We start from the raw sequence: 21,327 nt of genomic DNA, 5'->3' as shown, positions 1-21,327 counted from the left end.
GCATCTTACGCTGAGTGTTCTTCGAGTCCTTTGAGGAGGGTTGTGGCGTTCTGGGTCCATTCCTCACTGATGGCGAGGGAACCGTCTTTGAGGTCAGCGCCGTAGCTCGTGTAACCGAAGAGCGGCTCGACGAGCCTCATGCGAAGGGAAGCGGCAACGGGCGCGAGCGCGCGCGCCGCGTCGAGCCCGCCATTGTGGTAGCCCCACGCGATGATGCCAAGCGGCTTGCCCTCCCATTCCGCCGCGAGGTAGTCGATCGCGTTTTTGAGCGGAGCCGAAAACGAGCCGTTGTACTGGGGGGTTGCCCACACGATCGCGTCGGCCCGGTCCACGGTGGCGGCCCACGCCCGCGTGTGAGGGCGCTGATAGTTTCCGGCGCGGGGAGGCTCGAGCTCGTCAAGGAAGGGCAAATTGACCTCCTTGAGATCCGCGAATTCGACGTCGAAGTTCGTGATGTCCTTCGCGAGGGCTTCCAGCGCTCGTGACACGAGGATTCCCGTGCGCGAGGGGCGCGTCGTTCCGTGAATAATCAATAATCTGGGCATGCCTCGAGGCTACGCCTCCACTTCCGGATTCGGCTCGCCTCAAGTCACGCATGACACAGTGAAGGCATGAAAACCTTCACCGCAGAAAAGGTGTTTGCCCTGGGCTACCGCGCCGCGGCAGACGCCTTGACCGCCGCTCTCGAGCGGGGATTTGACCCCGCGAGCGATCCCGAGCGCACCTTCACTCCTGTCGATGCAGGCGAGTTCCTCACGATGCCCTCGAGCGTTGGCAAGGATGCGGGGATCAAGATCCTCACCCTCGCCCCGCACAACCCTGAGAAGGGCCGGCCCTTCATCCAGGGCACCTATCTCCTGTGCGACGCGGAAACACTCACGCCGCACTCGCTCGTTGAGGGGATCGCCCTCACGGCACTGCGTACGCCCGCCGTCGCGATCGCGGGGGCGCGACCTGCGCTTTCGGCGATCGCTGCGCACGTCACGCGTCGCCCGAATATCGTCGCTTTCGGGGCGGGGGTCCAGGGGGAGGGGCTCGTGCGCGCCCTCGCGGCGGAATGCGGCGACGGGGGTGTGGGTTTCGAGGCGCTCGGCGCGGTCACCTACGCGGTGCGCGATCCGGATCGCGTGAGCGAGAGTGCGCTCGCGGTCGGCGAGGAGGGGTGTGCGAGCGAGGTTGGAGCGGTGCGTGCCGGGTCCGACGCTTGCCGCGCCGCCGTCGAGGCCGCCGACGTGATCGTGTGCGCGAGCGCCGCGAAAGAAGCCGTATTCGAAGACCCGTGGGTGCAGCCGCACGCGGCCATTCTCGCCGTTGGCGCCCACACCCCCGATACGCGTGAGGTTCCCGCCGCGACGATGGGCCGCGCCCGCGTCATCGTCGAGGATGAAGCTGTGGCCTTGCGCGAGAACGGGGACGTTGTGCGCGCCATAGCCGACGGGTCCCTTGCCGACAACGCACTCGTGAGCATGAAGGCGCTCCTTGGCGAAGAGGCGACTATGGCGGCAGGTGAGGTGAACGTTCCGGACGCCCCCACGGTCGTTACCACGGTGGGGATGAGCTGGCAGGACCTTGTGGTGGCGGCTGCCGTGGCAAAGCACGTGGACGGGGACGCAAACTTCAGCAAGACTTGCGAGAATTGAACCATGAGTGAGAACACTGCACAGCAAAGCGCCATTGGACGTGCAAAACGCGTCGCGAAGCGTGCCGCACTTGCGGCGACTGCGGGGATTGCCGCCTCGCAAGCAGTCGCTGTGGGCACACTCCTCGCGATGGACGCCTACACGAAACGCGGTCGCAAGAAGCGCCGCGCCCCCAAGCCGGGCACGTTTGAGTCGACCGTTGAGAAGTCGGACATCACGATCTTCACGAGCGGCGAGGATCTCTTCGAGTCGATGATCGAGTCGATCGATCGTGCCGAGCACACGGTGATGCTCGCGACCTTCATTTGGAAGGGCGACCGCGTGGGGCAGCGCTTCATGGACGCCGTGAACAACGCGGCTGCGCGCGGGGTCGATGTGTTCCTCATTTGGGACGTGTTCGCGAACCTCGTGGTTCCTCGCCAGTTCTTCGAGCAGCTTGATGAGCGCATCAACGTTCACCGCATGTACCCCATCTCGGGGTCATTCTGGCGTGCACCGATTCGCTCGACTGGCCTCATTCACTCAAAGGTCCTCGTCGTGGATGACGAGATCGGCTACGTGGGCGGCTTCAACATCGGCGATGCCTACGAAAGTGAATGGCGCGACACCCACGTGCGCGAGGTGGGGCCCGCCGTGTGGGAGCTGCGCCAGGCATTCGTGAACGTGTGGAACGAGGATCGCCGCGCCGACGAGCGCATCGACTGGGTCGCCCCTAATGCGTGGAACACACGCGTCGAGGTCCATCCGAACCTCCCGCTCCAGGCCGTGTACCCGATTCGCCGCATGTACCTCGCGGCTATCGAGCGCGCCCAGAAGAACATCTGGCTCTCGACCCCATACTTCGTTCCCGACGGCAAGCTCCTCGAGCCGCTGCGCGCAGCCGCGGCGCGTGGGGTCGACGTGCGCCTCATGCTCCCCGAGCAGTCCAACCACGTGGTCGTTGACTGGGTCGCGAGAGGCTTCTATCAAGATCTGCTCGACGCAGGCGTCCGCATTTTCCTCTACACGCCCGCGATGAACCACTCGAAGATTGCGACGATCGACGGAATGTGGGCGACCGTCGGAACCGCGAACCTCGACCGGCTTTCGCTCGCGCTGAACTACGAAACCAACCTCGAAGTTGCCGACCCGGCTTTCGCCGAGGCGCTCGAAAAGGTGTTCGAGGCCGACTTCAAGGACTGCTACGAGGTCGATCCCGAAAAATGGAAGGCACGCGCAGGTATCGAAAAGGTCACCGAAAAGCTGCTCATTCCGCTGCGCCCCGTCATGTAACCCGGCTCGTTCACCTCGAGGCCACCGGGGCGTCAATCGCCCGTGGGATTGCGGGCCTAGCCTGGCTCGATCACGCGCAAAAAGCGCACACCTCAGGAAAAGGAGTCTCCCGTGAAGTACACGCACCGAGTGCAGGTCTCGGCGCCCTTTGACGTTGCCCTCGAGGCGACTCGCCACGCCCTCGCCGAAGAAGGCTTCGGGGTGGTGTACGAACTTAACATGCAGGGCACGCTTTCCAACAAAATCGGCGCGGAAGCCGGTGCGGAGCTCGGCCCCTACGTGATTCTTGGGGCGTGTATCCCCACGCTCGCGCGCCGCGCTCTCAACGAGGATAAGTCCATGGGGGCCCTCCTCCCGTGCAACGTCGTCGTGCGCGCGGGGGAAAGCTACGAACAGAGCGTCGTCGAGTGCATCGACCCCACCATCATGAGCACGCTCAGCACGGGCGATGAGGTGCGCGCGATGACGGAGGATGCCGATCACGGCCTGCGCACGGTGCTTGCGAGCATCGATCACTTCCTTCCCGAGCAGAACGCGGGCACGGGTGCCCCCGCAATCGTGACGGATGAACCTACGGCGAACACAGCCCCGCCCCGTGCCGAGGGCGTGGAGGTCGCGGGGGTTGAGGGGTACCGTCCCGTGATCGTTGGCCACCGCGGTGCGGCTCTCGTGACGACCGAAAATACCCTCGCGGGTTTCCGGCGCGCGAAGATCGATGGCGCGAGCGTTGTCGAATGCGACGTGCACCTGAGTGCCGATGGCACGCCGATCATCATGCACGATGAGACGATCGACCGCATGGCCGATCCGGCCTCGCTCCCCGCGAAGGGCGCGATCAAGGACCTCACGAATGCTGAACTCGCGCAGGTGTCCCTCCAGGGCGGTCACGGGGTTCCGCTTCTCACGGAGCTCCTCGCAATGGAGGATCTCGAACTCTACGTCGAGGTCAAGGTCGCGTCTGCCGCGAAGGCTTCGGCGCAGCTCATCCACGACAAGCGTCCGGGACACGGAGAGCGCGATACGGTCATTTCTTTCGTCCCCGAGGCTCTTGCCGCCGTTCACGAGATCGCGCCGCACGTGGGGCTCGGTCTCCTTGTGAACACGGTCGAGGATTCGACCTGGGACACGCTCGAGGAGCTCGGATGCACGTGGCTCAGCTGCAGCGTTGACGGACTCACCCCCGAGGCCGCGAAGGAAGCGCACGCGCGCGGTTACAAGATCAACGTGTGGACCGTGAACACGGAAGAGCAGCTCACAAAGGCCGTGGCGCTTCGCCCGGAGTCGATTTCGACTGACGATCCGCGCTGGGCGATCGAGCAACTCGCGGGCCACTAGCCTCGGCATTTCTCATATTGAGACCCGCGTTTCCCGAAAGGTGGTCGTGGCGTGTAGATTTTCACGTGCGCCTTTACCAGTCAGTATCAGCCGAGGTGTACGACAACAATCGCACGCAACCACCACGAAGGACGATCGATGGCCACATCACTTGACGCGACTCTTGACGCCGTTTTACGCCGCAACCCGGGTGAAAGCGAATTCCACCAGGCAGTCAAGGAGGTTTTCGAGTCTCTCGAACTGCTCCACGCGCGCCACCCCGAATACGCCGAGGCGGCGATCCTCGAGCGCATCGCCGAGCCTGAGCGGCAGATTATCTTCCGCGTCCCGTGGGTGGACGACGAGGGAAAGGTGCGGGTGAACCGCGGCTTCCGCATCGAGTTCAACTCGGCGCTCGGCCCCTACAAGGGCGGCCTTCGCTTCCACCGCAGCGTGAACCTCGGGATCGTGAAGTTCCTCGGCTTCGAGCAGATCTTCAAAAACTCCCTCACGGGCCTGCCGATCGGCGGCGGCAAGGGCGGTTCCGACTTCGACCCGCACGGCAAGTCCGAGGGCGAAATCATGCGCTTTTGCCAGTCGTTCATGACTGAACTCTTCCGCCATATTGGCCCCGATACCGACGTCCCCGCGGGCGACATCGGCGTGGGCGGCCGCGAGATCGGCTACCTCTTTGGCCAGTACAAGCGCCTCGCGAATCGGTTCGATGCCGGCACCCTTACAGGCAAGGGGCTCGCCTGGGGTGGCTCGCTCGTGCGCACGGAGGCGACCGGCTACGGCGCTGCGATTTTTGCGAACGAAATGCTCAAGGCGAAAGGCCTCGACTTCGAGGGCCGCCGCGTGCTCGTGTCCGGCTCCGGCAACGTCGCGCTCTATGCCATTGAGAAGGCCCAGCAGCTCGGCGGTACCGCGATCACGGCTTCCGACTCGAGCGGCTACGTCGTCGACGAGGAGGGCATTGACCTCGACCTGCTCAAGCAGATCAAGGAAGTCGAGCGCGGCCGCATCCACGAGTACGCCGAGCGCCGCGGCGGCAAAGCGCGGTTCGTGGAGGGCGGCAACGTGTGGGAGGTCCCCGGCGAGATTGCGATCCCCTCCGCTACCCAGAACGAGCTCGACGGCGAAAGCGCGAAGACTCTCCTCAAGAACGGTCTCATCGCGGTTTCCGAAGGCGCGAACATGCCCTCGACCCCCGAAGCCGTGGACCTTTTCCAGGAAGCTCAGATCGCCTTCGGGCCGGGTAAGGCCGCCAATGCGGGCGGCGTAGCAACCTCCGCGCTCGAGATGCAGCAAAACGCCGCGCGTGATTCGTGGACGTTCGAGGACACCGAAAAACGCCTCACCGACATCATGGTGAACATCCACGACACGTGTGCCGCGACAGCCGAAGAGTACGGCCGCCCCGGCGACTACGTCGTCGGCGCCAACATCGCGGGCTTCGTGAAGGTTGCTGACGCGATGCTCGATTTCGGTGTGATCTAGGCGTGCAGCTCGCGGTGACGCGATGAACGCCGTCCTTTTCGCGGCGGTGATCGGCGTGGGCATCGGCCTCGTGGTCGGTGCTCTCGGCGCGGGTGGGGGCATCCTTTCCGTGCCCGTGCTCGTTTACGTGCTCGGCATGGCACCCCACGACGCGACGGGGGCCTCACTCGTCGTCGTGGGTCTCACCGCGGTTGTGGCGCTCCGCCACCCCGCGAAGCACGGGAACGTGCGATGGAAAGAGGGCGCCATTTTCGGCGCGATCGCGATCGCGGGGGCGGCGCTTGCCTCGAGGCTCTCGCTCCTCGTGCCCGAGCGCGCGCTCATGCTGTGCTTCGGCGTGCTACTGCTCGTTGTTGCGGCAGTGATGGCACGCCGCGCGCGCCTACTGCGCGCCGAGGAGAACGCGAGAGAAAAGGGTACGACGCTTGCCGGGCAACCGTCGGAACCCGAACCCCAACCTTCCCGGCTTGCCCTCGTGCTTGCCGCGAGTGCCACGGGGCTCCTCACGGGCTTCTTTGGAGTGGGCGGTGGGTTCCTTGCCGTGCCGATGCTCGTGATCGCGCTGGGGCTGCCCATGCGTGCGGCGTCGGGCACGAGCCTGCTCGTCATGATCATGACCTCTGCCGCGGCGTTGCTTGCGAGGATCGGGACGCCCACGCACATCGACTGGCCGTCGGTACTCATTTTCGCGGCCGGAACGGTGCTCGGTGGGATGGTCGGTGGGCCCGTTTCGGCGAAGGCGCGGCCCTCGAGTCTCACGGCGCTTTTCGCGGTTCTCCTCGCCGGGGTAGGCGTGTTGACGCTCGCGACGTCCTAAGCACACGTATCCTTCACCACGTATCGGTCCCCTCGGGGGCTATTGCACTTTTCACGTGGGGCAAGCGCGCCTACTGTGGGGGTGTTCTTGCGTCTGCGACACGCCTAGGAGGTCATTGTGGTCGAGACCTACCCGATCCTCACCCTCGTTCCACCACTTCTCGCGATTCTCCTCGTCATCATGACGAAACGCGTGCTCATATCCCTCTTCGCGGGCGTTGTCTCGGGGGCGATCCTCATCGCGGACTTCGCGCCACTCGCCTCACTCAAAGAGGTCGGTAAGGCCGCCCTCGGACTCGTGTGGGAAGACGGCGGGCTGAACTGGTACACGATCCTCATCATCGCCTTCCTCCTCGAACTCGGCATCATCACCTCTCTCGTCCTCATGGCAGGCGGGACGTCGGCGTTCTCGGACTGGGTGGAAAAGCGCGTAAAGACACGACGCGGGGCCCAGATCCTCACGGGCCTTTTGAGCCTCTCGTTCTTTATCGACGACTACTTCAACGCTCTTTCGGTGGGGCAGATCGCGCGGCCCATCTCGGATCGGCAACGCGTCTCGCGCGCCAAGCTCTCGTACCTGATCGATTCGGGCGCTGCCCCTGTCGTCGTGCTCATCCCCTTCTCGAGCTGGGGTGCCTCCCTCATCGGCATCATGTCCCCTATCCTCGCGGCCTCCGCTCTTCAGATGAGCGAGGTCGAGGCTTTCGTGCGCGCCGCGCTCATGAACTTTTACGCGGTTGCCGCGCTCGTGTTTTTGTGGCTCGTGATCGCCTGGCAGCTCAATTTCGGGCCCATGCGTAAGGAAGAGGAGCGGGCCTTCGCCGGAGAGGGCGTGCATGCCGATGAAAAGGACGCTCCCAGCCAGGCGACCGATAAGCTTCCGCGTCACGAACCGGGTGCGAAGCGCGCCTTGCTTGTTCCGTTCATTCTGCTCATTCTCGGTGTCGTGGGCGGAATGTACGTCACCGGCGGCCTCGAGGCCGGCGCGTGGGATCTCTTCTCGACGATGGCCAATGCCAACGTGGCGCTGTCCCTCAACGTCGGCGGCATCATCGGCCTCATCGTCGCGTTCTACTACCTGTACCGCTACACCCTCTCCAACCCGGTCTTCTCCTCAACCGTGCGTTTCAGTGGCGCTTTCCAGGGCGCGAAGTCGATGCTTCCCGCGATTTCGATTCTTCTTCTCGCGTGGATGCTCGGCGCCGTCATCGGCGATCTCGGCACGGGCAGCTTCCTCGCCGACGTCGTCGCGCACGTGAACCTCCCGGCCCACTGGCTCGTCCCGATCCTGTTTGCGATGGCCGGTCTCATGGCGTTCGCGACCGGCTCCTCGTGGGGCGCTTTCGGCATTCTGCTGCCGCTCGCGGGCCAGCTCATGAATGCTTCCCCCGGAGGCAATGAGCTTCTGATCGCCGCGTTCGGCGCGGTCATCGCCGGCAGTGTTTTCGGCGATCACTGCTCGCCGATTTCCGATACGACGATCCTGTCGAGCACGGGCGCGGGCTGCAAGGTGAGTACGCACGTGAACACCCAGCTTCCCTATGCGCTCGTCGCGGCCGGATCCTCGCTCGTGGGTTACGTCGTGTTTGCGGCAACGGGAATGGCGCCCGCGGGCTTCGCCGTGACGCTTCTTGTGCTCGTCGCCGCGGCCCTCGTGCTGCGCTCGCGCAGCCGTGGTGAACGATCCGTGAACTCAGGTGTTGCCGCTGGCGAAGCCTGAAATTCACCGACGGGCAAGGCCCCGTTAGTACTCGATTCTTAATCTGAGCTCGACACTGTTTGTCGAGTTCAGGATGGAAATCATGCCCCGAGTGTCCCGGTCTCTACGCTCGTAACCTCAACCCGGTAATGGCAGCGGTGGAAACTGGCGACACTGCCTACGTCGACGGCAACGGCACCACGGAGACCATCACAAAGTCCAGTTGGCAAATGCCCCTCTCCGCCTGCTGCCAACCAGCCAGCAGACACAGCAGCGACAACATCATCAGCGAAGCCCACCCAAAGAGCTGACGTCATTCAACCTTGAGGGGACTTAAGTACGCTTTTCGCTCCTTTTACGTGGCAGTAAAGTTTCTCTGACTCCCTCTCTGGGGCGTTACGGGAGCAGCAGTGTTGCTGCAAGTGAGTAGAGGATTCTCGCGTGGGTGGCTGGTCTAGTAATCGTGTGTTTGATGCCCTTGCAGTCGAAACTCTGCGCTGTCCTGGCGACAGTTACCTCAACGTCGCCGTCGAACGCGATGTGGAAGTCTCGGCCGCCCGTGAGTCTGATCTTTCTCGAGCTGGGACTGCACCAGTTGCTGACGCCGAGGGTGCCGAGGGACAGGGTGTCTTCGCGGTGGGGGTAACACGTAGGAGCTTGCGGGGCTCGAGGTGGCTGTCGATGCGGGCAGCGCGGGCGCAGTTTTCTGAGGTCTCGCCCTCGGGTTGGAGCTTGACAACCGCGACGTGCCCCTGTATGCTTATTTCAGTCTAAGTGATGCACGCTACCATCAACCTAAACGTTTAGGGGGTGTGGGGTAATGAAGCCCACCATGGCCGATGTCAGCCGGCATAGCGGCCTGAGCATCTGGACTGTCTCCCAGGTCCTTAACGGCAAGTCTGGAGTCTCGGAGAGGAGCCGTGTTGCCGTCCAAGAGGCCGCCGCTCACCTTGGCTACGTCGTCAATTCCGCCGCCCGCGACCTAAAGCGAAATCGGCGAAGCGGGATCTCCGTCATCACTGCCAGCACGGAGAACAGCTACTACGTCGATCTTGTTCAAGGAGTCCACGCCGAGCTTCGCGGATCCACGTACACTGCGATGGTCTCCGACATCGCCTCCAAGGGGCACTACAGCCAGGAAATAGAGGACCAGACTATAGAGTCCGTGCTCGGGGCGCGCCCGGCAGGCCTCATCACGACACTGCCTCTGTCCAAAAAGAACCTCGACCTCCTTGAGCGATGGGAGGTGCTTGTGGTCTTCGTGGACTCACCTCCTCCTGAGGGGGCGAACCGAGCAGCCAGTGTCACCACTGACAACCTGAAGGCGAGCGGGGATCTCGGCGACCACCTCGGGTTGCACGGATACCGCAACTGGGTCTCTGTCATGTACCCATCACGATGGCCAACTCGAGCACCGCGTGTGAAAGGGCTCCAGGATGCTGCACGCCGCAATGGAGCGTCCCTAACCGTTCTTGATGCGGGGAACGACATGACGTCCGCAGCCGATGCACTCTCCGAGTATCTAGCCTCTGGCTCCAGGCCGGACGCCATCATTGCTGGCAATAACCCACTGCTCCGAGGCGTCATGGGGGCCCTGGCTACGCATTCCCTTCATGCACCACAAGACCTTGGCCTGGTCTCGTTCGACGAGTTTGCCTGGGCTCCGCTCACCACTCCTACGATGACTCTGATCGACGAGGGTGCCGCACGCATTGGCCGACAGGCCGCAGCCCTCTTGCTGGACCTGATCGAGCGGCGAGAGTCCTCGAACGAGGCAATTGCCGTCACCGACATCTATAAGCCGCATGACCAAATCGTCATGCCCGCCAAGCTGACGATCCGTGAATCCTGCGGATGTCACACCTGATGTAAGCCACACTCGAACCCTGCTCAAGTCCCACAACCACGACGAGGATGTCATGAAGATTAGCCGTAGAGCCGTGCTCGGCACTGCTTTCACAGCCACAGCCTTCGAGCTGTCCGCGTGCACCACCGGCGACGAAACCGTGAAGCCACGCACCACCAAGATCGAGTCGATTGGCCTGATGGTGCAGGACATGTCCAACCCGTTCTTCGCCGCGATGGAGAAGGGGGCGAAGACTGCCGCTCACACATTGGGAGCGGACCTAAACGTTCAGGATGCTCAGTTGGACCTCGCTGAGCAGTACAACCAGATCGACAACTTCATTCTCCAGGGCGTCGACCTCATCGTTGTCAGCGCTATCGATAGTGAGGGCATCGTTCCTGCCATTAAACGAGCCCAGAACAACGGCGCCATCGTCATCGCCGTTGATACCGCTGCTGATGGAGCTTCTGCTACGGTGATGACCAATGCCGTCGAAGCCGGCGAGATTTCGGCTCGCTATCTTTTCGAACAAATGGGCGGCGCCGGGAGGCTCCTCATCGTCGACGGGACGCCCTTGCAGACGATTAGAGATCGCGTTGCCGGCTGTATGAACGTCCTCGAGGAGTTCCCAGACATCAAGATTGCTGGGCACCAGTCATCCAACAACGACCGTGCTTCGAGCCTCACCGTCACCACGGACATGCTCACGTCCGCACCGGACGTGAGCGGGATCTGGGCCATGAACGATCCGTCCGCGCTTGGCGCTGTTCTTGCCGTTGAACAGGCCGGTCTGACCGACCAGGTCATCGTTACTGGCATCGACGGCAGTCCCGAGGGAGTCGAGGAGCTCAAGCGGCCCGGCTCACCATTCATCGGGTTCGCTACCCAGAATCCTGCCGAGATGGTTCGCCAGGGCGTCCTGGCAGCACAAGACATCATCGCCGGGAAGCCCCCCGCTGACCCCACCATCCTCATCCCCAGCGAGCTCTACACCCGTGACGACATCGACACCTACGAAGGCTGGTGAGCATCGTGGTCACACAGCACGTTCCCAACACCCTTAACTCCGCACCGTCTCCGCTACTCAGACTGAGCGGTATTTCCAAGCGCTACGGTGCCACGCAAGCGCTCGACAGTGTCGACCTCGAGCTCTACTCCGGCGAGGTCCATGCACTCATGGGGGAAAACGGCGCGGGGAAGTCCACCCTTATGAAGATCCTCGCTGGGAACGAATCCCGGGACAGCGGAACGATCCTCCTAGACGGTCAAGAGATCGAGATTAGTTCGCCCGCGGCCGCAACGAAGCACGGCATCGCGATCATTCACCAGGAACTGAACACAGTCCCCGAGATGACTGTCGCCGAGAATCTGGCACTCGGCCATGAGCCGAAGACTGCGCTGGGGACTCTCGATCGCAAGCAAATGCTCGCTGATGCCAAGTCCAAGCTGGCATTGATCGGTGCCACCGTCGATCCTCGTACTCCGCTTGGCCGTCTCAGCGTGGGTCGACAGCAGATGGTCGAGATCGCCAGGGCTATCGGGGAGGAGGCCCGGGTGCTCGTTTTGGATGAGCCAACTGCCGCGCTCTCACGCAGTGAGTCGGAGCAGCTCTACCAGCTCGTAGAGGATATGCGGGCCAGAGGCGTGGCACTTGTGTTTATCTCGCACCGCATGGAAGAGGTCTGGCGCCTTGCTGACCGACTCACCGTTTTCCGCGACGGCAAGCTTGTGGGGACACGGAGTAAGGAAGAGATCGAGCCCGCTGACGTGGTGCGGATGATGGTTGGTCGCGACGTGGGTGACCTCTATGGGCACCCTGTTCGCACCCCCGGAGATGTCATCCTTGCGGTCGAGGATCTTGAAGGCGACGAGGTTGGCCCTGCCAGTCTCACGGTGCGGGCCGGCGAGGTCGTAGCCATGAGTGGCCTCGTCGGAGCCGGCCGCACCGAACTGGTGCGAATGATCTTTGGGGCCGATCCACACCGAAGCGGAACCATCTCGATCAAGGGTCGTCCGATGCTCGTGCGCAAGCCTTCTGATGCCATCTCCTCCGGTATCGCAATGGTCCCAGAGAGCCGCAAGGAACACGCGCTGTTCCTCGATCACACAGTCGCGCAGAACATCTCGATCAGCACGCTCAGCTACTACGCAACAGCCGGTGTGCTGCACCAGAGCCCCATCAGCGCTGCGGTACGGGAAGAGATGTCCCGACTCAACCTCCGGCAGAACGCGATGGGCCTGCCTGTGAGGTACTTGTCCGGAGGAAACCAGCAGAAGGCCGTTCTCGCCCGCTGGCTGATGGCGGACTTCGACCTGCTGATCCTTGACGAGCCGACCCGCGGCGTCGATATCGGAGCCAAGCGCGAGATATACGACGCGATTAGCGCTCTCGCCGAGGAGGGTAAAGCCATCCTCGTCGTCTCGTCTGACCTTCCCGAAGCGATCGGGATCAGCGACCGACTGTTTGTCATGCGCGCAGGCCGGATCGTTGCAGAGCTCAACTCGGCCACCACTACCGAGACCGAAGTCATGTTCCATGCCACTGGCACCGCCGCCACGCTCGAAGGGAAAGCAGAATGATCTCCACCAACACGACCTCGACGCCCACTGACCGCCCGTCGTTCGACTTTGCTCGCTGGTGGGACCGTTACGGCATCCTCTTCGTGCTCATTGCACTGGTGCTGCTCATGGCCGCCATCGCTCCAAACTTCGCGTCGGTGGACAACTTCTGGAACATCGCCCGTGCGATCTCCATCAACGCCATCCTTGCCGCTGGTATGACTTTTGTGATCATCACGGCGGGAATCGACCTTTCTGTCGGGTCGACGGTGGCTGTCGCCGGGGTCGTCAGCGTCATGGCCGCGATGGCAGGAGTCCCCGCGCTCCCGGCGGTACTGATCGGAGTGATCGCTGGCGCGTTCGCCGGACTCGTTAATGGCCTCCTGGCCGCCTACATGTCCCTCGCCGCATTCATAGTTACCCTCGCATCGATGACGTTCTTGCGCGGCCTGGGCTACACCCTGACCGGCGGTCAGCCGATCGTGGACGGCAACCTGAGCTTCCGCGCCCTGGGAAGCGGCGCCGTTCTCGGAATACCGGCACCTGTCATCGCGATGCTCATCGTCTATATCGTTGCTTGGTTCCTCCTTGAGCACACCACCTACGGTCGCCACGTCTATGCCGTCGGTGGGAATCCTGAGGCAGCACGGCTGGCCGGTGTGAACGTCAAGGCCGTCATTGCGTCGGTCTACGTGATTGCCGGCGCCTGCGCAGGTCTCGCAGGCGTCCTATTCGCCGGTCGCGTTGTTTCGGCCCAGCCGACTGCGGGAGAAGGCTACGAGCTCGACGCCATCGCTGCTGTTGTTCTTGGTGGTACCAGCCTCGCCGGCGGTAAGGGTCGGGTCGTTGGCACCTTCATTGGTGCCCTCATCCTTGGGGTGCTGACCACTGGTCTCATCCTGATGAATGTTCCTTTCTTCACTCAGCTACTCGTGAAGGGCATCGTCATTGTGATCGCGGTGTCTATCGATAGCCTCAAGCAGAAGCGCATCACGTTCGGTCGGCGTGTCGGCCAGCCCAGAGTTGCCTGAACCGGCCGCAGACAGAGTTCAGATATCTCTCATGAAGGAGAAGCAATGACGATCCGAATCGAGGTCGCCGACCCACTTGATGGAAGTCGCATTAAGGAACCCATCGTCTTCACCGTCCCCGGCCACTATCCCGAGGCGGTGTACGCCGCCGAAACCTCGCGGGGTGAAGTTGTCATGTGTCAACGGGTGAACTCTAGCTCCGGATCCTCTGCCACCACGTTCATCGCTGTGGTGGACCTGGAGGGGGCCGAGACGCTCGAGCTCGGCGGGCCCTTGGTCGGCGATGTCGACGGGATCCGCACGCTCGAGGCAGTAGAAGGCGATGCTTTCGTCCGGCTGGACACGGGGTACTTTGATCTCGAGCTGTGCTCTGGCACAGCTGAAGGCGAGGGGTCCTCGAAGTGGGGGCTACGGCACTTCAGCGCTCACCATGAGGGCGTCGACCTGCTGGCCTCCGGCAACAATGCCATCGGTGGGTTCTACGGTCCGTTCTTTACTCCAGAGAACGGTCTCATCAATCCGCCCGAGCACACGAAGGTACGCATCGAGACCGTCGAAGAGGGTCCCGTTCTCCACCACTATCGGATGCACGGCACCGTTCCGGATGGTCTGCTTGAAGAGTTGCGTGGCAAGACCTTCAGGATCGACTGGATCTTTACTTATGGGACACCGTCGTTCCGACGTAGATATGACGTGGACGGCTTTAGAACGGTGATCAACGGCCGTTCTGTCGCCGACAAGATTACCGTGGGTGATGAGTTCGAGGGCGGGCCCGGCGAGCTCGTTTTCGACCGTTTTGAGTCTCATCACAGCACTCGCTACCGTGCGGGGGATCCCTATGCGCAGCAGCTTGTGAACATGGTCGAGGAGGTTCTCGCACACGGGAGGAGCGACTCCGAGAAGTTCACTGAGATCCGGGACCAGTTGGCTGACGGTATGGAATCAGCACATTGGGACCTGTACTGGCGGCTGTTCTGCGCATGGGAGGAGGCTCTCCCCGATGAGGAAATCTCTCAGCGGCTGGCCGTCGTGCGGGAGCACTCGCACGTCCTGGCTGACGCTCCAGAACGACCGTGGGTCATCAGTGAACGGCCAGTGGATGTTTCCGCCGTCCCGGATGCCACGATCTTCACCGGTGCGGTGCAAAAGTCGGCGGAGTTTCACTCGGTAAACGGACGCGCGATGGTCTGGTGGACGGGTCAGCCGTCAGGCGGATTCCAGATTGTCCAGCGAAAGGAGTCTGGCTGGGTCAACTGGGGGTCGAACACCGAGAACGAGTGCCCAGAACTACCAGTTGGCGTTCCGATCAAGACTGCATATGGCAACTTCGCCGAGTCATGGCACGCGGTCGCCGATAAGCTGGAACTCGAACCGACCGTACGCGTAGTCGAGCACTAAGAGGGCCGGGGCACTCTGTTCTTCCACGGGTCCCTAGCGGCATGGCATGACAGCGGTGAACTTGCTTTCCTCAGCACTTAGTTGTAGACGGTCATCATGTTGTCGATGTGCTACCGGCCCGTCGCCTCTGTTCAGGACCCATATCCGGGACGAACGGCCGCCCGGCGGTACTGCTGCAGGTACCACGGGTCGGGTGAAGTGCCCTGGGTCTGATGGAGACATCGAGCAGCCGGAAGGGCAAGCGATTCGGGGCAGCGTCACGGAAATTTCCGGACGAATGGCGTGGAAGGGCGGCTCGGACGGCGTTGCACGCGGTGGCGGACCTGGATCGCGCTTACGGGGTGATTGCGCGCACCGCCTAGCAGGTCGGAGAGTACAAGGAGGCGTTGAGCATGTGGGTTCGTGAGGCTTTGGTCGGTGGCGCCGCCGCCGCGAACGTCCATTCTGATCGGGATGCCCGCCTGACCGGTCTGGAGTAGGAGAACGGCGAGTTGGAGCGCGAATACGACACCGAAGCGGGACTCGGCTTTCTTCGCTGTGGAGCTGGATCGTCTACAGCGATGAAGATCGTCTTTTTTGCCGTCATAAGGACGAATAGAGTGTTCGGCCGATCTACGATACGCAAAGGGAGACCGGCGCCGAGATCGCGCACTGAACCGATTACGCCGCCAAAAAACAGAGTGCCGGGTCGTGAGCGTTGCTCCGGGTCTGCGGGGCCGGCCGCCCAGCTGATGGCGCTGGACCAGGACATGGACCTATAGACGAGCGACCTGATAGCGCTTAGCCGCGTGGGCGTGCGTGAGGCCTTGTTCAAGGACGGAACGGACGATTACGCGACTCACCGGTCAACGATCACCAGCAACATCGCCGATCAGGACTGTCAACGATGTCGTGAATTCACACACCACGGGGCCCTTCCTTGCCAGAGCCGGCTTCCCTTGTTCGAGCCAGATTTTCGGTTCTGGGCAGGCGATCAAATCGCTGTGTGACAGCAACGGCGAGAGCAACGCGGCGGTGTGTTCTTCGCTCAGCGAGCGCTGATAGCAACGAATGTGTGGGCACGCTGCGCTCGTCTGCATAACGGTCAACCGCCGACGGCGACGATCGCGCCAATCGTGCCGACGGTGAGCTCCTCGTTGGGGTATTCCTCTTGGATGTAGGGAACAGCGCGGAGGTAGCGGGCCTGCCGCCCGGACGTGAGCTTGTCCCAGGATTCTCGAGCGCTCGTGGAGTCGGTGAAGAACGGGTATCCCGCCAGCGGGTGGCCCTCGGGCTGAAACGGGACGTGGTGCTCGGATATTGTAGTGCTCCTTCGTGAATCAGCGGGTTGCATCAACAGTGTCGTTAGGGGGACCGACAGGCAAGTCTACGTAGCGGTGTTGCCCTCGATGTCCGGACAGAGCCTGGTCGAGTCCCCGCTTCGCTGCGGGCCGACCTTACGCTGCTCGGGCGATTGTTTCGCTCCGCTGTGAACGAGCCCGCGACAATCGCGACCGCGTGGAACGCAGAGAGCATCCGCCAGCGGTCTACTGTGGCGCCGGACGTTTTGGCGAGGCTAAAGCGCTGGTTCATCATGACTCAGCGCCGGTGGGCCGATCGGTCAATGGTGAGCGGTGTCGAATCAGCCGGGAAGGAGAGCCCCGGAGAGGGCGTTTTACTCGGCTCAGCGTACCCGTATTGACGTGTCCAGCCTAAGGAAGCGGTCGGGGTCGTCTTTGTCGGCTCTTCGCGGTTTGTGGTGAATGATCCTGCTGGGGCGGGTATTCGCGCTACGGTTCTTGCGGCGCTGGTCAGCAGGATACGCATCCGGTAGTTCTCTGGGTTGCGGAATCCGCGGCCGGTGCGTTTGATGTACTTGATGCCGGTGTACGGGACCTCGACCCGGGCGTTGGTCGCTCCGGTGACGATCAGGACCTCGATCGCTTCCCACCAGGCTACGACGGTGCCGTAGAGCTTCGTTGCCTCGAGCATGTTCGCGATCTGGCAGTAGTAGCCCATCCGCATCCGTTCGTCCCAGGCATGGGCCAGGGTGTCGGTGGTCAGCAGGCGTCGGAGCTGTTCCTTGATGCCCCAGGCGGCGGAGAGCTCGTCGGTGCGGTCATCGGTGCTGCACATGTCATCGAACCGTTCCCAAGCCGTGGGGGTGAGGGTGTCGTCGCCGCGGCCCTTGTGCTGCGTGCGCGTTACGGCGGTGAACGATCCGTGAACTCCGGTGTTGCCGCTGGCGCAGCCTGAAATTCACCGCTCGGCAAGAACCCGTTAGGACTCGATTCCTAGCCTGAACCAGACACTGTTTCTCGAGTTCAGGATAGAAATCATGCCCCTTATCCCCACCACGGGCGAGGTTGCCCCCGCCGGCGCTTCGCGCACGCGCCGCACGCGCGGCGGCCTTCGCGCCCTCGCCTTTGTCGCGACCCTCGCGTTAGCCGTTCCCGCTCCTCTTGCCCTCCCCGCCGATTCCCCCTCCGTTCTCGCTCCGGCTACGGCCCAGGCCGCGCCAAGCGAAGACGACGTTGCAAAGGGTGGCGTGTTTGCGGATTCGCAGACGCGCCGCGTCGCACCCGGTCTCGACCTCACGACCTTCTCGCGCCTCGAGAGCGCGGGCTGGAACGAGGGAAGCGTATTGACCGCGGATCTCACCGAGCAGACCCTGTCAATGGACGTCGTGGACAACGGTGCGGTCGCGAGCCGGGCCCCGCTTGGCGAACTCATGACCTCGGGCGAGCGCGGCGACCAGGCTGTTGCCGCGATCAACTCGGCCTTCTTCGACATTAACTTCAGCGATGCGCCGGTCTATAGCTCGGTCTCGAATGGTGAGTCGGTCGTTGGCTCGGATAGCAAGCGCCCGGCGTTTACGATCGCTGGCGGCAAGGCCGTGGTGCAGGCGCTCACGACCTCGGGTAAGGCCACACTTGCCGACGGTTCCTCGTTTGAGCTCGCCACCCTCAACGACCCGAGCATCCCCGAGGGCCAGATCGGCGTGTACAACGCCCGCTGGGGCTCCTCCACGCTCGATCGTCCCATCGGAGGCCCCGACAAGGTGAGCACTCACGCTGCGTTCGCGCTCATCCAAGATGGCGAGGTCGTGAACGTGAGCGGGATCGTCGAGAAGGGCGTGGGCGCGCAGGAGATCCCCGAAGGCGCCCAGCTTCTCCTTGGTCGCGAGGCTGGTGCCGACAAGGTCGCGGCCCTCAAGGTCGGCGACAAGGTCGATGTTGCTATCGGCCCCGATCAGAAGGTCGACATGGGCGTGCAGGGAAGCGACCAGATCCTCACGAACGGCGAGGTCATCCCCATGAGTGACGACTCCCTCGTCAAGACCGCGCATCCGCGAACCGCGATTGGCGTCAGCAAGGACGGCTCGAAGGTGTTCGCGATCGTGCTCGATGGCCGCAGCGCCGACTCACGCGGCATGACCCTTCCTGAACTAGGCCAGCTCTTCAAGGATCTCGGCGCTTACAATGCCGTGAATCTCGACGGCGGTGGCTCTTCCGCGATGATCGCACGTGAGGCCGGCTCGGACGGCCCGACGGTGTGGAACACGCCTTCGGACGGCGAGGTTCGCAGCGTCGCTGATGCGCTCGTGTTCTACTCGAGCGCGCCGAAGGACGTTATCTCTGACGCCAAGCTCTCGACCTCCCTCGAGAACGAGAAGAGCGTGTTCCCCGGCCTTCACCGCACGCTCAACGGCACGGCCCTCGGGAAAAATCTTGCGCCGCTCGCGGCCGACGGCACCTACGCCGCTGAGGGTAACGCCACGGTCGACAAGCTCGATTCGACTACCGCCGTCGTCGAGGGCGTCGAGCCGGGTGCCGCAACCGTCACGTACACGACCGGGGCCCACCAGGACTCACTCAACGTGCGAGTTCTCGGTGATCTCCTCGCCTTGCGCCCGAGCGCCCGTGCCCTGAGCCTTCCCGATGCCGATGCGATCCGCAGCCTCACCCTCACGGGTATTGATTCCGACGGCCGCCGCGCTCGCATCGAAACCCAGGACGTCAAGGTCGAGGCCAGCAAGGGCTTTTCCGTGACCGACGATGGGCTTGGCACGTGGACGATCGCCGGCACGGGCGATGCCGAAGCTGGCACCGTGACCTTCAGCGTGGGCGATGTCGAGACGACGGTCCCCGTGAGCTTCGGCTACACGGAGGCACCGGTCTTCGATTTCTCGGCCGTGGAGAACTTCAGCGATGCGAATGCTCGTGCCGCCGGTTCGATCGAGCCCGCGACTGGCGAGACCGGCAAGGACCCCGCGGTCCGCCTGCAGTACGACTTCACTCAGTCGACCGCGACCCGCGGCTACTACCTCGTGGCGAACGAGCCCGTGAAGGTCGAGGGCAACACGCTCGCGTTCACCGCGACCGTCAAGGGCGATGCCACGGGAGTGTGGCCGCGCCTTCAGGTCGTTGACGGCAAGGGCACCCGCACGAACATCAATGGCGAGAACATCACGTTCGATGGCTGGAACCAGGTTGTCTTCACCGTTCCCGAGGGGCTCGCGCAGCCGCTGACCGTTGAGCGTCTTCGCTTCATGGAGACCCGCCCCGACGCGCAATACAAGGGCGACCTCACGGTCTCGGCGCTGACCGCAACGACGACCACGTCGGCTGAGGCGGGCGAAGACAAGGCCATCCACGACCCGGCACTCCTCACGGTCGGCTCGGTCGACGATCGTGCGCAGCGCATCGCGGTCATGAGCGACTCGCAATTCGTGGCACGCGCCCCCGAGTCGAATGGCGTCAAGGGCGCCCGCCGCACGCTCCGCGAGATCAAGGCGGAAAAGCCCGATCTGCTCATCATCAACGGTGACTTTGTTGATGAGGCAACGCCCGAGGACTATGAGCTTGCGAAGAAGATCCTCGACGAGGAATGGGATCCGTCAATTCCGTACATCTACGTGCCCGGCAACCACGAGATCATGGGCGGAAAAATCGAGAACTTCGAGAATGCCTTCGGCGCTACCCGCCACAACCGCGACCTTGGCCGCACGAAGATCGTCACGCTCAACACCGCGGGAGGCTCGCTCCGCTCGGGTGGCATCGACCAGATTGCGGCGCTCGAGAAGGCTCTCAAGGACGTGGAGCAGTCGGATACCCTCACGGGCATTGTCGTGTTCTTCCACCATCCGCCGAGCGATCCACTTCCCTCGAAGTCGAGCCAGCTCGCCGACCAGCGTGAAGCCCGCGAACTCGAGCGCGTTCTCGGTGAATTCCGTGAGCGCTCCGGGAAGTCCGCCGCGGTTGTGAACGGCCACGTAGGCGTGTTCCACGGCGCGGCTGTCGAGGGCGTCACCTACCTCGTCAATGGCAACTCCGGAAAGAACCCCGCGGGAACGCCTGCGACCGGCGGCTTCACCGGCTGGACCATGCTCGGCATCAACCCCGGCGCCGGCAAGGTCGGTTCGAACCCGACGACCGCGGACCGCGTCAAATGGCTTGCCGCCGAGGTGAAGCCCTGGGTCGACGAGGTCACCCTCACGCTCCCGAAGATCCTTCCGGAGGGAGAGACAGGCGAGTTCTCGGCAGTCATCGAACAGGACGGCCGCAAGGTTCCCGTCGCGTGGCCCGTGACCGCACAGTATTACGGCGAGGGCGTCGTCGTTGATGATGGTTCCGAGGCAGCCGAGGCTGCTGACGAAAGCGCCGTGATCCGCGTGAACCCCCTGACGGGTGAGGTCACCGCAATCCGCCCGGGCACCGCCGAACTTGTCGTTGAGGTCAACGGCCGCACTCACTCGCAGTGCATCACGGTTGAGGGCGCAAGCGCTCCGGCGAAGCCGGATCCGGCCGAGGAGCCGTCGGATACCGGTGTGGCGCCCACCGAGCCTGCTCCCGCCGACGGTGATGAGGTGGCCGACGCTGAAGGGCCCGAGGGTGCACAGCCCACGGACGGAGGCACCACCGCCGAGGGTCCCGCTGATGATGGAAGCGTCGCCGAAAGCCCCGCCGAGCAGGGCACGGGCGCGAATCGTGAAGATGCCCAGTCGGGTGTCGCCGATTCCGGCACGGCATCACGCCCCGCGCGAGTTGTCACTCCAGCGGCGGTCTCCCACGCGTCCCTCCCACGCACGGGCGTCGAGCTTGGAGGAGCACTCGCAAGCCTCATGTTCCTTGGCCTCGGGAGCGTGCTCGTGGCGCGCTCGCGCAAGGAGAGCATGAAGTAACGAGAATGGTCCTCACCTGAGGAAACGAAGGGGCGCCGACGTCGCGATTATCGCGGGGTCGGCGCCCCTGTCGTGATTGTTGAAAGCGG

At 63.2% G+C, this 21,327-nt stretch carries 15 protein-coding genes; 12 read left to right on the top strand and 3 right to left on the bottom strand.

Annotation, left to right across the window (positions count from 1 at the left end; all coding sequences use genetic code 11):
- Window positions 1-5: 5 nt before the first annotated feature.
- Window positions 6-545, bottom strand: coding sequence for an NADPH-dependent FMN reductase (locus DAD186_RS10295; RefSeq protein ID WP_065248596.1), 540 nt, complete (start codon window positions 543-545; stop codon window positions 6-8).
- A gap of 66 nt (window positions 546-611) precedes the next feature.
- Between DAD186_RS10295 and DAD186_RS10290 the strand changes: the two genes are divergently transcribed.
- The 11 genes from DAD186_RS10290 (at window position 612) to DAD186_RS10235 (ending at window position 15,075) form a co-directional block, all read left to right on the top strand.
- Complete coding sequence (locus DAD186_RS10290; protein ID WP_065248595.1) at window positions 612-1,640, top strand: ornithine cyclodeaminase family protein; 1,029 nt, start codon at window positions 612-614, stop codon at window positions 1,638-1,640.
- A 3-nt stretch (window positions 1,641-1,643) separates the two neighbouring features.
- Window positions 1,644-2,912 (top strand): phospholipase D-like domain-containing protein, encoded by a 1,269-nt coding sequence (locus tag DAD186_RS10285; RefSeq protein ID WP_065248594.1) that lies wholly within the window; start codon window positions 1,644-1,646, stop codon window positions 2,910-2,912.
- A gap of 111 nt (window positions 2,913-3,023) precedes the next feature.
- Window positions 3,024-4,247, top strand: a complete 1,224-nt coding sequence (locus tag DAD186_RS10730) for a glycerophosphodiester phosphodiesterase family protein (RefSeq protein WP_082991201.1) — start codon at window positions 3,024-3,026, stop codon at window positions 4,245-4,247.
- A 138-nt stretch (window positions 4,248-4,385) separates the two neighbouring features.
- Entirely contained in the window at window positions 4,386-5,726 is a 1,341-nt protein-coding gene (gdhA, locus tag DAD186_RS10275) for an NADP-specific glutamate dehydrogenase (protein WP_065248593.1), read from the top strand.
- Window positions 5,727-5,748: 22 nt separating this feature from the next.
- Window positions 5,749-6,543 carry a sulfite exporter TauE/SafE family protein gene (locus DAD186_RS10270; protein WP_065248592.1) on the top strand — a complete coding sequence of 265 codons (795 nt, stop codon included), beginning with the start codon at window positions 5,749-5,751 and terminating at the stop codon, window positions 6,541-6,543.
- A gap of 117 nt (window positions 6,544-6,660) precedes the next feature.
- Window positions 6,661-8,262 carry a Na+/H+ antiporter NhaC family protein gene (locus DAD186_RS10265; protein WP_065248591.1) on the top strand — a complete coding sequence of 534 codons (1,602 nt, stop codon included), beginning with the start codon at window positions 6,661-6,663 and terminating at the stop codon, window positions 8,260-8,262.
- A gap of 811 nt (window positions 8,263-9,073) precedes the next feature.
- Window positions 9,074-10,108, top strand: coding sequence for a LacI family DNA-binding transcriptional regulator (locus DAD186_RS10255; RefSeq protein WP_167550786.1), 1,035 nt, complete (start codon window positions 9,074-9,076; stop codon window positions 10,106-10,108).
- 52 nt (window positions 10,109-10,160) lie between these two features.
- A complete protein-coding gene (locus DAD186_RS10250) occupies window positions 10,161-11,114 on the top strand; it encodes an ABC transporter substrate-binding protein (RefSeq protein ID WP_065248588.1) in 954 nt (317 codons plus the stop codon).
- Window positions 11,115-11,119: 5 nt separating this feature from the next.
- Window positions 11,120-12,667, top strand: coding sequence for a sugar ABC transporter ATP-binding protein (locus DAD186_RS10245; RefSeq protein WP_082991252.1), 1,548 nt, complete (start codon window positions 11,120-11,122; stop codon window positions 12,665-12,667).
- Window positions 12,664-13,677: an ABC transporter permease subunit gene (locus DAD186_RS10240; RefSeq protein WP_065248587.1), complete on the top strand. Its 1,014-nt coding sequence runs from the start codon at window positions 12,664-12,666 to the stop codon at window positions 13,675-13,677. Before DAD186_RS10245 ends, DAD186_RS10240 begins: the two co-directional genes overlap by 4 nt.
- 45 nt (window positions 13,678-13,722) lie before the next feature.
- On the top strand, window positions 13,723-15,075 hold the full coding sequence (locus DAD186_RS10235) for a hypothetical protein (RefSeq protein WP_065248586.1): 1,353 nt from the start codon (window positions 13,723-13,725) through the stop codon (window positions 15,073-15,075).
- A 1,084-nt stretch (window positions 15,076-16,159) separates the two neighbouring features.
- Here the strand turns inward: DAD186_RS10235 and DAD186_RS10230 are convergent.
- A complete protein-coding gene (locus DAD186_RS10230; protein ID WP_065248585.1) occupies window positions 16,160-16,408 on the bottom strand; it encodes a hypothetical protein in 249 nt (82 codons plus the stop codon).
- 245 nt (window positions 16,409-16,653) lie between these two features.
- Entirely contained in the window at window positions 16,654-17,313 is a 660-nt protein-coding gene (locus tag DAD186_RS11180) for a transposase (protein WP_257737094.1), read from the bottom strand.
- Window positions 17,314-17,392: 79 nt separating this feature from the next.
- Here DAD186_RS11180 and DAD186_RS10220 point away from each other — a divergent pair, with 79 nt between their 5' ends.
- Complete coding sequence (locus DAD186_RS10220) at window positions 17,393-21,238, top strand: phosphodiester glycosidase family protein (protein ID WP_065248583.1); 3,846 nt, start codon at window positions 17,393-17,395, stop codon at window positions 21,236-21,238.
- Window positions 21,239-21,327 lie beyond the last annotated feature (89 nt).

This window comes from Dermabacter vaginalis, assembly GCF_001678905.1.
Classification (GTDB): domain Bacteria; phylum Actinomycetota; class Actinomycetes; order Actinomycetales; family Dermabacteraceae; genus Dermabacter; species Dermabacter vaginalis.
Note: the sequence above shows the minus strand (reverse complement) of the source record. Positions and strands in the feature narration are given on the sequence as shown.